The organism is Bifidobacterium sp. LH_491 (assembly GCF_056356495.1).
Window position 1 is genome coordinate 1,481,798 of sequence record NZ_JBKEUI010000001.1, and the last position, 12,432, is coordinate 1,494,229.

9 protein-coding genes and 1 tRNA gene are annotated in these 12,432 nt (G+C 59.0%); all 10 read right to left on the bottom strand.

Annotation, left to right across the window (positions count from 1 at the left end):
* Positions 1–140: 140 nt before the first annotated feature.
* Complete coding sequence (gene galE, locus AC1AWK_RS05780; RefSeq protein ID WP_476568904.1) at positions 141–1,160, bottom strand: UDP-glucose 4-epimerase GalE; 1,020 nt, start codon at positions 1,158–1,160, stop codon at positions 141–143.
* Positions 1,161–1,182: 22 nt separating this feature from the next.
* Positions 1,183–2,679 carry a UDP-glucose--hexose-1-phosphate uridylyltransferase gene (locus AC1AWK_RS05785; RefSeq protein ID WP_476568906.1) on the bottom strand — a complete coding sequence of 499 codons (1,497 nt, stop codon included), beginning with the start codon at positions 2,677–2,679 and terminating at the stop codon, positions 1,183–1,185.
* Positions 2,679–3,761, bottom strand: a complete 1,083-nt coding sequence (locus AC1AWK_RS05790) for a phosphotransferase enzyme family protein (RefSeq protein WP_476568908.1) — start codon at positions 3,759–3,761, stop codon at positions 2,679–2,681. Before AC1AWK_RS05790 ends, AC1AWK_RS05785 begins: the two co-directional genes overlap by 1 nt.
* 92 nt (positions 3,762–3,853) lie before the next feature.
* Positions 3,854–6,103, bottom strand: a complete 2,250-nt coding sequence (gnpA, locus tag AC1AWK_RS05795) for a 1,3-beta-galactosyl-N-acetylhexosamine phosphorylase (RefSeq protein ID WP_476568910.1) — start codon at positions 6,101–6,103, stop codon at positions 3,854–3,856.
* A gap of 142 nt (positions 6,104–6,245) precedes the next feature.
* Entirely contained in the window at positions 6,246–7,178 is a 933-nt protein-coding gene (locus AC1AWK_RS05800; protein WP_476569650.1) for a carbohydrate ABC transporter permease, read from the bottom strand.
* Positions 7,179–7,192: 14 nt separating this feature from the next.
* Positions 7,193–8,170 carry a carbohydrate ABC transporter permease gene (locus tag AC1AWK_RS05805; RefSeq protein ID WP_476568912.1) on the bottom strand — a complete coding sequence of 326 codons (978 nt, stop codon included), beginning with the start codon at positions 8,168–8,170 and terminating at the stop codon, positions 7,193–7,195.
* A gap of 144 nt (positions 8,171–8,314) precedes the next feature.
* Positions 8,315–9,634, bottom strand: a complete 1,320-nt coding sequence (locus AC1AWK_RS05810) for an ABC transporter substrate-binding protein (RefSeq protein WP_476568914.1) — start codon at positions 9,632–9,634, stop codon at positions 8,315–8,317.
* 390 nt (positions 9,635–10,024) lie between these two features.
* A complete protein-coding gene (gene fucO, locus AC1AWK_RS05815) occupies positions 10,025–11,176 on the bottom strand; it encodes a lactaldehyde reductase (protein ID WP_476568916.1) in 1,152 nt (383 codons plus the stop codon).
* Positions 11,177–11,395: 219 nt separating this feature from the next.
* Positions 11,396–11,467 (bottom strand) — tRNA-Glu (locus tag AC1AWK_RS05820).
* Between the two features lie 123 nt (positions 11,468–11,590).
* The gene (gene trmB / locus AC1AWK_RS05825) at positions 11,591–12,388 is read right to left on the bottom strand and encodes a tRNA (guanosine(46)-N7)-methyltransferase TrmB (protein WP_476569652.1); all 798 of its coding nucleotides are present in this window, start codon (positions 12,386–12,388) and stop codon (positions 11,591–11,593) included.
* Positions 12,389–12,432 lie beyond the last annotated feature (44 nt).

The window sequence follows — 12,432 nt, forward strand, 5'->3', positions numbered from 1 at the left end:
GAAGCCTGTGATACAGAAGCACGCCCTATATCACACGCTCACCGTGTGCGATGCCAACCTCGTTGTTGACACCGCATACGCACGGCATATCAACGCTGCGGTATTCAATACCAACATTTCAGCCGCAACGGCATGCGTCACTACTCCCCACGGAAACCGTTGGGATGCTCGCGCTGCCAGCGCAACGACGAAGACGCCATATCGTCCATGGTCAACTCCGCCTGCCAATCCAGTTCGCGGCGCGCCTTGCTCGCATCCGCATAGCAGGCGTCCACGTCGCCCGGACGGCGCGGTTTGATGCGGTAGGCGATAGGATGCCCGGCGGCACGCTCGTATGCCTTGATTACTTCCAGTACGGAGTAACCGTGTCCGGTGCCGAGATTGTAGGTGTGCACGCCGGGCTCGCTGACGTGATCCACAACGGCCACGTGGCCACGCGCCAAATCCACCACATGAATGTAATCGCGCACGCCGGTGCCATCAGGGGTGTCGTAATCGTCGCCGAACACCTGCACTTCCGGCAGGATGCCCATCGCCACACGGGCGATGTACGGCGTCAGATTGGCAGGGATGCCCTTGGGATCTTCGCCCAGCTTGCCGGATTCGTGGGCCCCGACCGGGTTGAAATACCGCAGCAGCACTATGGTCCATTCCGGGTCGGCGAGCGCCACATCGCGCAGCATCTGCTCTTGGAACAGCTTCGATGTGCCGTAGGGGTTGGTGGTGCCGCCGGTGGGGCTGTCTTCGGTAAGCGGCAGTTGCTCGGGCTTGCCGTATACGGTGGCAGAAGAGGAGAAGATGAGGTTCTTTACGCCGTGCGCCCGCATGGCGTTGAGCAGCACTAGGGTGCTGTAGAGGTTGTTGTCATAGTATTCGATGGGTTTGGCCACGGATTCGCCGACGGCTTTCAGACCGGCGAAGTGAATCACCCAGTCAATGTCGTGTTCGCTGAAGATGCGCTCCATCAGGGCCGCGTCGCGCACGTCGCCGTCGTATCGGGCGACGGTTTTCCCGGTGATTTCTTCGACGCGGCGCAATGCCTCCGGCGAGGAATTGCCGTAATTGTCTACGGATACCACGTCGTAGCCGCGGTTGAGCAGCTCGATGTCCGTGTGGGTGGCGATGTATCCGGCACCGCCGGTTACCAAAATTGTTGTCATGATGATTCCTTATGGGATTGTGCTACTGGCTGTCCGTTGGATTCCACCCCAAGGCCTGCATGAAGTCGAGGGCGTGGCCGTGTGTGGGGAATACGGCGGTGTTGCGCAGAATACGCTCGCATACGCTGCCCAACTCGTCGCGAATGGCTGCCCGTACGGCTTCACGCTCACGGTTGCCGCGCAGTGCGGCGAGCAATTCGTTCCATATCAGTCCGAATTCCTGTTCGGATCGCGGCAACGGCTCGCCGGCGACCAAGGCGTCTTCCAGGTGTGCCAACTGGTTGACCAGGCGTCCGGGAAGGATGAACAATCCTTGTGCTTCGATGAGTCCGATGGGTTCTTGCTTGATGGGATAGAACTCCGGATGTGCGTGGAATATACCGTCGGGATAGGTTTCGTTCACGCCATTGTTGCGGAAGATCAGGCTCATTTCATAGCCGCGTTCGGCGATGATCGCACTGGGCGACAGCGCGGAACGTTTGCCGTCCTCGCCTTCGCACCAGATGCTGAGCTCCGGGTTGGTGTAGGACACCCAGGCCTGGCGGATCTGCTCGCATACCTCAATCAGCTTGGCACGGTCACGGCTGACCACACGCACGGCGGTTCCCGGCCAGTCGAGAATTTCCACGGTCACGTCGTCATTCGCCACCTGGCATAGCGTCGCCCATGCGGGCGCGGTATGCATGGGCAGCATTTCGCCGCCTCCCTGGTAGTGGTCGTGTGCCAATACCGAGCCGCCGATACGCGGCAAGGCGGCATTACAGCCGAGGAAGTATCCGGGGAATCGCTCTACGAAATCAAGCAGTTTGCCGAAGGTATCACGGTCGACATGCATGGGCGTATGCTCCATGTTGACGCAAATGCCATGCTGGTTGAAGTATCCGTACGGCGAGAACTGCCAGAACCACGGTTCACCGCCCAAATCGACCGGCACGGTACGCAGCGTGCGCTTGGCACGTCCGGCGAATCCTTCATTGGCATGGCAGATCGTACACAGCGGGTAGCCGCCGGATACGCTATTGCCCGCAGCAGCCTTGGCCATGTTCTTAAATTCCGGCTTGGCGAGGTTGATGGTCACGACCAAGCCATGCGAGTCGAATCGAGGATTGCGCTCCAACCCCGCCCGCCGCACATAGGTGTTGGCCACACCGTAGTCGTATAGCCATTGCATCGCGGCCATGCCGTCGCCGGCGCGCTCGACTTGCAGGAACATGTCCTGCACCCGAGAGGGACTGGCGCTGAGCGCTCCCATGACGGCATCGTTGATGTCGCCGCAGTCCTCGCCTCGGAACAGTCCGGCCATCATGCCCGCGTTATCAAACGCTTCGAGCAGAGCATCTTGATCGCGCTCTCCTGCCAACTCGCCGGTCGGCGCATATGAATCCAGCCGGAACATGCCGAGAATCGCGTTGCGCGTCCAATCGATGTCGCGCCCGTCCAATCCCAATCGCAATACCGCATGATCCATCAAGGCGTCAAGCGCACGGTATACGTCGATGATTCGCTCCTTATGGCTCATCAGCGCACCGCCTCGCTCATAATATCCTCCACAATGGCTCGCGTTTCGTCCGCCCGCTGCTCCATTTCCTGAACCAGCTTGATTTGCGTGCGGGCGCGCACCAGATTGTGTTCGGCGTACTTAGTAGCGAAATACGTGTCGCCCGCCAGATAATCGGCCAGGAAACGCATGCCGCATTCGACGGTCATCATGATTGCCCCCATAGGCAGCAGCTGGGCTTCTCGTTCGGTAATGCTGCCACGCACCGCACCGACAAAGCCTTCCGCATAGGCACGGAACAACTCGGTGCTGAAATGCACCTTACTCAGATCCGGCTCGTCCTCCAACGCCGTGGAGGCGCCGAAGCGTATGGAGTCACCGAAGTCGAACAGCATCGAACCGGGCATCACCGTGTCCAAATCGATAATGGCCCGGGCCTTGCCAGTATCGGCATCCATCAGAATATTGTTGAGCTTGGTGTCGTTGTGCGTCACGCGCAACGGAATCGACCCATCGCGCAGCCCGTCCATGATGGTCGGATATACCTCGGCGTGATCCATGAAGAATGCGATTTCCTCGCGGCAAGTCTCGGCACGCCCCAAAACATCCGCCTGCACCGCAGCCTGGAAGTCACGGAAACGGCTGGGCGTATCGTGGAAGTGCGCGATGGTCTCGTACAGCTGGGATGCGTCAAACTGCGACAAATCATTTTGGAATTCACCAAACGCACGGCCGGCTTCCCGGAACACCGCCCGGTCTTCGACGAGATTGTATGACATCGTATGCTCGATGAACGCATACATACGGTAGGAGCCATCGTCCAATTCGACATACGAGGCTCCAGACACGGTGGGAATAATGCGTAAGGTCTCCTTGCCTTGCTCGCGCAACGATCCCGTGACCAATTCGATATTCTGCATCAGATGCTTGGTGTCCGGAAATACGGACGTATTCATCCGCTGCAGAATGTAGCGGCACACATCGGTGCTCACCATATAGGTGGCATTGATATGCCCATCCCCGTACGGCTCGATATCGAGCACGGTACCTTCCAGAACAAAATGCTTCACAACTTCAGCAAGCCGGGTGTCCATGATGACCATTCCTCCCCTTCCCCGTTGTACCGCGCCGACGGCACACATATTGGTGATGTATCAATGGGGGCGGGTGTTGGTCCCGCCCCGTTTGTCGTTGATTACCATTGCCTCCAGGCGATCGCGCTGGGCTCCAGATCGAAGTGCTCGACCCGCCCGCCCTCGACACGCACGTCGGTGGACTGCGCACGATCGGTATTGTTCACCACGCAGTACACCCTGCGGCCCGGGAAGCACGCGACCTCGCACTCCGGGTTCGTGGAGCTCCACGTCTCGTAACGATCCTCGTTATGACTCGCGTAGAACAGGATGCGCTCCAACAGACGCGCGTTCGCGGCCGAATACGGCAGACCCGACACATACACGCCGCGGCCTCGGCCGTATTCGTTGACCGCGAGCTGCACCTGGCCGCCATCCGCGCGCAGCAGGGTCACATCCTCGCTCACCGGGAACGTGTTCGCCACCGCCTCGCCGAAATCAATGCCGCCTATGGTGCCGCCCTGGCCGCCGCCGCAACCCGACAGCGGAATGGCGCGCGCCTCGTTCGCCGCGTCCACGGCCTCCGCCGGCACGTCCACATCCGCGGTGATGAAGTGCTCGCGGACGACCGGCGGGAAATACTTGTCCACGGACAGGGTCTGGTAGCGTTCCTCGTCCACGCCGAACACGTCGGCCAGCTGGAAGAACCGTCCCGCCTGGAAACGGGCCAGAGACGACGGCTCACCCACGCCCACCAGCGCGCCGCCCGCGCGCACCCAGGCGCGCAGCGTCTCGGCAAGCTTCGGATCGGCCCACACGTCACCGCCGGACCACGCGGTATCCACGGGACCTCCCGTGACGATCACGTCGATATCGTCCGCGACGCCATGCTCCAGCACGTCGTCGAAGCTGACGAACCGCACGTTCACGCGCATGCCCGACAGCGCCTCGAGGATCCCGTAATACGAATACGTCTGCTTGTTCGGCAACGCGTGCGCCACCGTATACGCCATCCACGAACGCATCGCGCCCCAGCTGTTGAGGATGGCCACCGTCAGCGCGCCCCGGGCGGGTTCGCCGCCGGTGCGCTCGTGCATGTCACGGAACTCGTCCGCGATACGCGCCACCGTGTCCACGAACTTCGGGAACTTCGCCGCCAGCGACAGGTAGCCGCCGTAACCCATGCGCGATATCGGGCTGCGCAGAATCGCGCGACGCGCCTTGCGCCAATTATCCAGGCCCTCGACGCTCGGATCGTTGCCCTCGTAGAACGTGTCCGGGAAGAAGTACGGCAGGAACCGCCCCTCCGTGTATCTCACGCCGGGAATGTCCGCGATCATACGGGTCGTGGTGCCGTCGCCGATCGAGCCGACCACGGCGTCCAGGCCAAGCTTGTCGAAGCCTTCCTTGTAGGGCTCGGTGCCGATCCACTGGTCTCCCAGGAACATCATGGCTTCCTTGCCGGCCTCATGCGCCATGTCGGCCATCAGGCGCACGTTCTCGCGCACGAACCCGGACAGGAAATCGATCCAATCACGCTGCGCCTTGCGCGGCACGCGCCACGCGGAATTGTAGGCGCCGCCGTCCACGAAATCCTCGGGACGCAGACGATAGCCATACCTGGCCTCGAAATCATCCAGCGCCTTCGGACTGACCGTGCACGAGCAGCCGAACCAATCCACGATCTTCTCGCGGCGCCGCTCGTCGAACAGCAGCGTGAACTGGTAGAAGAACGTGGTGAACCGCACCACATCCGTCCCGGGATTGTCCGCAAGCCACTCGCGGAACGTCTCCATCACGAACCGGCGGGTCTTGCCATGGTAGATGTCGAACGGAATCTCATGTTCCTTGTCGCCCCAATCATTGGTCAGATGGTTGTACATCTCCACCGGATCCCAAATGATGTACGCCAGGAACGACACCGTGTACTCATGCATCGGCGACGCGCCGTCCACACGCACCGAAGCGCCGTCCCCGGACACCCGCCAACGCCCGGCCGGCACCACCTGGCCCGTGGTCCGGTCGACCACCTCCCAATACCGATGCGGATCGGCATCCAGATTCGGCCTGAGCTGCTCCTCGTAGAACCCCTCCATCAACGCGATGTCCACCGAACCGGTCTCGGCCAGCACCCGACGGGTCAGCAAATACACCTGCGGGGTCTCGTCCATATGCAAGGTGATCCACTCATTGTGCGCCCTCGTCGGGAAATACGCGCTGTAAATCTTCTTGCCCAACGCCAACACCGCATCATCCAAACGCGTGCCATCCGAATTACGAATCGCGTCCGCGCCCCACAGATCCGCGAGCTCCCTCGTCTTGTCCGCGAAGTTCTCCTCGCTCGGCAACGTAAAACGACCAACAGTAGTCATAATCATGTCCTTTCCGCATCCACGCGGCCATCAAGGCGACCCATACCAGCCACCGCTCGATCACCGTACGACCGGGCGCAACACACGCCACGCCCGCACCACACACACTCGATTCACCAGACACATCCCGCCGTCAATGGCATCATCCCTTCACCGCGCCAGCGGCCAAACCGGACTGCCAGAACCGCTGCAGCCCCAGGAAGATGATGATCACCGGCAGTACGCCCAGCAATGCGCCCATCATCAACGCACCACGATCGGTGAAGGTGGACAGCGACACCATGCCGTACAGACCCAACGTGACCGGATACAGGTTTTCGCTGGACAGCATCATCAACGGCAGGAGGAAGTTGTTCCACGTCATGACGAACATGAACAGGAAAATGGTCACCATGGCCGGCGCAAGAATACGCAACACGATGGTGAAGAAAATACGCGCCTCTCCGGCACCGTCGATGCGGGCTGCCTCAAGCAACTCATTCGGCACCGAGCCTTGCGCATATACGCGACCCAGGAAGAAACCGAACGGCGAGACCGAGCACGGCAGAATGATCGACAGCATGTTGTTGGTCAGATGCAGCTGGTTGAAGATGGAATACTGCGGAATGGTCAGCAACGCCGCCGGCATCAGCATAGAAGCCATGATGATGCCGATGATCACCGCCTTGCCACGGAACTGGAACTTCGACGTGGCATAACCGGCCATCACAGAAGCGATGGTGCCGATCAATGCGGACAATCCCGAATACACGATGGAATTGAGCACCCAACGCCAGAAGTTGCCACGAGTCCAGCCCAACAGCTTGCTGTAATTGGTGGCGATGGCATTAGGCAGATCCTCCAACCCAACGGCGAACCATACGCCGTTGCTGCCCGTCATCTGCGACGGGCTCTTGGTCGAGGCGATGATGGCCCAATAAATCGGGAACAGGAAGTAAATCAACGCCACCGCAAGCACCACGATGGTAATGATCTTCACCAACTTGGAAGGCTGCATGGAACGCGGCAAATCATTCGCCGCACGCTCACGAATACGGTCCGCCTTACGACGGGCGCGGCGCTGCGCCGCAGACATGGTTGTGGTTGCCGTCATGATTCATTCACCTTCTTCTCCGCCAACGCGTACAAGGCCGCCAAAATACCCGCGATAAACGCCATTACGATGGCAATGGCCGAAGCGGGGCCATCGCCCTGCGGCGACAGGAAGCCACGCGAGGTATTCAGCGCCATCATCATCGGCGTGTACGAATAGGAAATACCCGGATTGGCGGTTTGCAAGACCTGCGGCTCGTTGAACAGCTGAATGGTGCCCACAATGGACAGCAACATGGCCAGCAGAGCGGCGCCACGCACGTTCGGCAGCTTGATCCGCATCGCCACCTGGAATCCATTGGCGCCATCAATACGTGCCGCCTCATACAAATCGCGCGGAATTGCCTGCAACGCCGCGAGGAAAATCAACATGTTGTAACCGGTAAAGGTCCACGTCGTGATATTCGCCATGGAGGCAATCACCACATTGTTCGCCAGAAAATCCGCATGGATGCCGATGGCTTCCAACCCCTTGACAATCGGAGAGATCTGGCCGTTGTACAGATACACCCAAATGATAGAGGCGACGACGCCGGGAATGGCGTATGGCAGGAAGTAGCTCAAACGGAAGGCCGTGATGTGCTTGACAATGAACGAGTCGAGCAGCATTGCCAACGCCAACGCCAAAATGATCATTACCGGTACCTGGATCACCGTATAAATCAGCACGTGGCCGACACCGGTCCAGAAGTCACCCGAGGTGATGGCGTAACGGAAGTTCTCCAGCCCAACGAACTTATTGACGATTTCACCGCCACCATAGGCGCCACCGCCGGAGACCACCTGACGGAAGAAACTTGAATAGATCGCATAGCCGATTGGAATAACAAATACCAACAGGAACAGTAGGCAGAATGGCGTCATAAACGCCCAACCCGTTCTCTCCAATCGCTTTGCGGCAGCCGAACGCTTCATCTGCGCCTTGCTCGCATGACCCGTAGCCGCGGCATGCGCTGACCGTGCCGTTGCACTCATTTTTACCCCTGACTTTCTGATGGTTCCCTCAACATTGACGGCGAACCACGTACACACAACAGGGGGCCGGCACGCGCGTAACGCCCGACCCCGCTTTTATCGCTGGTGCTTGGGGCGCCAGAAGTTACCGACGCCCCAGCAACATCACTCCTTTACGGACAGGTTCAGGCTCTTGAGCGCGTCAATCGACGCGGTCTGCGCGTCGGTAAACACGTCGTCCACCGTCGCACCACCCGTAATGGCCTTCGATGCGGTTTCCTTCATCGCAGCGCCCACAGCCGAGAAGCCCGGTATATAGGTGAAATCACCCATGTTGTCGTTCGCAGTGGCGAACTCGGCCATCAGGTCCTGGCCGCCGAAGAACTCCGACCAATCGGCCGGGGTGGTGGCCTTACCCTTGGTGGTAGCCAACACCAGACCTTGCGAAGTCAGGTCGTCGATCTGCGTGTTGAACCAATCCAAAAACTCCATTGCTTCGGCAGGATGCTTCGAGCCTTTAAGCGCCACCACACCAGAACCACCGTCAGGGCCGGTCTTGGTGCCATTGCCGAACCAGTCGCCGAGCTGGACCACGCGCCAGTCGCCCTTTCCGGTACCGCCAGAGGAATCCATGATCAGCGGAGCTTCCCAAGCGGCGCCAATCGTGCCGATCAACGAACCGTCCTGCAACGTGGCGTCAAAGGAGGCATCCCAACGAGGATTGGTAGTCACCGCCTTGGCGTCCAGCAGCTGCTGATACACGTCAGCGACAGCCTTGGAACCTTTGGTCTGCGTATCCACAACCCAGGAGTCACCGCTGACCTTGTACCATGAACCGGTAGCACCAGCCAAACCGGAGAACATGTTGCCAACCTCATCGGGCTGGTAGGACATGATGTACTTACCTTGCGCCGCAGCCTTCTTCGCGGTCTCAATCAATTCGTCCTTAGTCTTGGGAACGCTGATGCCCAACTGATCGAACGCAGCCTTGTTATAGAAGTACAGCAGCGGGCCGGTATCCTGCGGCAATCCGAAAGTCTGGTCGCCTACGGCCATGAGCTTGTATGGACCAGCGGCGAAGTCATCCTTATACTTGCTTGCCTCAGCGGTCACGTCCTGCAACATACCTTTGGCATAGGCCTCAGGAATCTCCGCATAACCGAGCTGCGCCAGATCAGGAGCATTGCCGGCCTTGACATCCGTCTCCAACTTTTTCATCATATCGGCGGACACACCGTTGAACTTAGTAGCCGTGACATGAATGTTCGGATGTTCCTTGTTCCACTTCGCCACAATGTCATTGACCAACGTCATGCCGTCCTTATCCGGCAGACGATGCATATAAGTGATTTCGACCTTTTCTCCGCTTGAGCCCTCGCCCGACTGAGCAGTGTCAGTGCCGGCGCCGCCGCAGCCGCTGAGCGTCAATCCAAACGCGGCCACCGTGGCCAAACCCGCAACGATGCGTTTACCTTTCGAAATCATATCCCTACTCCCTTCGAGATGATTCACTGTCACGTCGATGTGACATCATCCACGATATCATACATTTTCAACAAACGTTCGCTTTGTTAACTTTTCCCAACGGCTTTACGTGAAAAAAACATGAATTTAAGCAATTTCGTAATAATTGCACGATAAAACCCTAGAATATATCGATACACCACAACCGACCACCAACCATCCGGGCGTGTTGCACATGCGCCACCTCACAGCACGCCTGCCCCAAAATCACGTCCATGCACCCTGTGCCGATTCCACGCTCATTCATCCCGCGGGCATATAACCCCGGATAAGCCGATGGGGCCTGCCTACATCACACAAAGACAAGCCCCATCGCACCGACAAACGGCACAACGCACACGCAACACCGCGCTACATCAGCGATTGGTATATCGCCAAAATATCTTCCTGCGAGGCGGGACGCGGATTGCCCGGCGTGCAGACATCATGGAACGCGTCATGCGCCAGACCCGCAAGATCAGCCTCCGTAGCCCCCACTTCGGAAATGGTGGTCGGATTGCCAAGCTCCTTGGTCAACGCACGCACCGCAGCCACCGCCTCGTCGCGCACATGATCCAAATCGCCGGTGTACGCATCCGCCACACCGAATGCATCAGCTATATCACGGTACTTTTCTCCCGTATATTCCTTGTTGTATTCCATCACCGGCGCCAGCAAGATGCCATTGGCCACACCATGCGCCACGCCAAGACGGCCGCCCAACGGATGCGCCATGCCATGCACCAGACCTAGGCCCACATTCGAATACGCCATGCCGGTAATGTACGAGGCATACGCCATTTGCTCGCCTGCCGGCACGTCACCGGCGGCGGACTTTGCCAGATTCTTAGCGATCATACGAATCGTTTGTATGGACAGGCAGTCAGACAGACTCCACGCCCCCGGCGTGACATAGCCTTCGATGGCATGAGTCAACGCGTCCAAGCCGGTGGCGACCTTCAGCGAGCGCGGCTGAGTGTCGGTCAGGTCGGGATCGACGAACGCCACCAGCGGAATATCATGCGGATCGACCGCCACGAACTTACGTTTGTTCGCCGTATCGGTAATCACATAGTTGATGGTGGTTTCCGACGCAGTGCCGGCGGTGGTGGGCACGCCAAAAATCGGCACGGATGGATGCTTGGTATCGGCGACGCCTTCGAGCGACAGCACGTCGGAAAACTCCGGATTCGCCACCACAATGCCGATGCCCTTGCAAGTGTCCTGCGGAGAACCGCCGCCCAAACCAATGAGGAAGTCAGCGCCCGACTGGGTGAACTTGGCAACGCCGTCTTGAATGTTTTCGACCGGAGGGTTGGGCTGCACATTGCTGAAAATCTCATACGGCATGCCGGCTTCGTCGAGCACATCGGTGACTTTCTGCACGGTATGTGTTTCCACCAGCACGTGGTCCGTGACGATGAACGCCTTGGTAAAACCATGTGACTTGGCCACGACCGGAATTTCCTTGATGGCACCACGACCGAAGTATGCGGTTTGGTTGAAAATCATGCGATACACCATGTATGCCCTCCTTTGAGCGTCGTTGCACACGGCCGCCTCGCGCCTTCCTCGTCCACGAGCGACACTTGGTATCTTACGCCGTTTTGGTTCGTTTCACATCGCGCAAAACGCAGACGCGCTTCAGAACGCTTATTCCGCCGCAGACGAACTTAGCCGCCGAAAGCTAACAAAAAAGCCCCTCGCAGCTCTTCGCCACGAGGGACTTTTAATTTCTACCCGTACCCCCAGAGAGAGTCGAACTCTCGTTGTCAGATTGAAAGTCTGGTGTCCTAACCGTTAGACGATGGGGGCAACAAGACTATTATGTTACGGGATGAATGCCCCTTCAGCAAATCGGCGTGTCGCATACCAAGACAGCACCTCACAACGCCTTCATCCAGCCAACACGCCACCTACATGCACGCAACGCATCGCCTACCGCTTGCGATAGGCGAAATCATGAATGACGCGCCCCGCAGCGATGCCTTTCTTCTCAAAGTTGGTCAGCACTCGCCCGTCGAATCGCACGGATTCAACAAAGTCACCATGCGGCAGCGTGGCCGCATCCTGAGCGTTGCCCTTTCCTACGTGCTCCAGCGGCAGGCTTACGGTCAGCCCGCCCTCGTTCACGAAGTCCTCGCGGCCATCCATCACCTCATGCACATGCAGCGCATAATCCTCGATATCCGTGGCGATACGCCATACGCCACCCTCCGCGAGAGCCTTGCACACGTCGGCCGCCAACTGCGCTTGCACGATGCGACGCTTATGGTGACGCATCTTGGGCCACGGATCGGGGAAGAAGGTCCACACCTCCTTCAGCAAGTCCGGAACCACCGCCCGCATAAGTTCGGGCGCATTGACTTGCGCCACACGCAAATTGCGCAGCTCGCGCTTGCCTGCCATCAATAAGGTATGCGCCACACCGGGGTCATACACTTCCAACGCCAGGAAATTCACATTGGGATTGCTCTGTGCCGCAGCCACCACGTTCTCGCCCTGACCGCTACCGATTTCCACCACCAACGGATTGCGATTCCCCCAATGTTCGGCAACAAAATCGACGTCAACAACCAATCCCTCCCGCACGCCAAGCGACCCTTCGCGGGGAGCCAGCGTCAAGAGATACTGCTCGGCATACGCATCCCAAGCACGCTGCAACCGGGCGTCCAAGCGTCCCGAACGGCGCACGAACGACAGCACCGGCCTGGCACCCCGCATATCGGCCGGCATACCAGTCTCAACCGCATCACCATCGTCGAATCGCTCGCCGCCAG

Excerpts from the sequence above, each read along its gene's own strand:
- gnpA (WP_476568910.1), bottom strand. The coding sequence starts at position 6,103 with ATGACTACTGTTGGTCGTTTTACGTTGCCGAGCGAGGAGAACTTCGCG.
- AC1AWK_RS05790 (WP_476568908.1), bottom strand. The coding sequence starts at position 3,761 with ATGGTCATCATGGACACCCGGCTTGCTGAAGTTGTGAAGCATTTTGTT.
- trmB (WP_476569652.1), bottom strand. The coding sequence starts at position 12,388 with ATGCCGGCCGATATGCGGGGTGCCAGGCCGGTGCTGTCGTTCGTGCGC.
- AC1AWK_RS05800 (WP_476569650.1), bottom strand. The coding sequence starts at position 7,178 with ATGTCTGCGGCGCAGCGCCGCGCCCGTCGTAAGGCGGACCGTATTCGT.
- AC1AWK_RS05810 (WP_476568914.1), bottom strand. The coding sequence starts at position 9,634 with ATGATTTCGAAAGGTAAACGCATCGTTGCGGGTTTGGCCACGGTGGCC.
- AC1AWK_RS05785 (WP_476568906.1), bottom strand. The coding sequence starts at position 2,679 with ATGAGCCATAAGGAGCGAATCATCGACGTATACCGTGCGCTTGACGCC.
- galE (WP_476568904.1), bottom strand. The coding sequence starts at position 1,160 with ATGACAACAATTTTGGTAACCGGCGGTGCCGGATACATCGCCACCCAC.
- fucO (WP_476568916.1), bottom strand. The coding sequence starts at position 11,176 with ATGGTGTATCGCATGATTTTCAACCAAACCGCATACTTCGGTCGTGGT.
- AC1AWK_RS05805 (WP_476568912.1), bottom strand. The coding sequence starts at position 8,170 with ATGAGTGCAACGGCACGGTCAGCGCATGCCGCGGCTACGGGTCATGCG.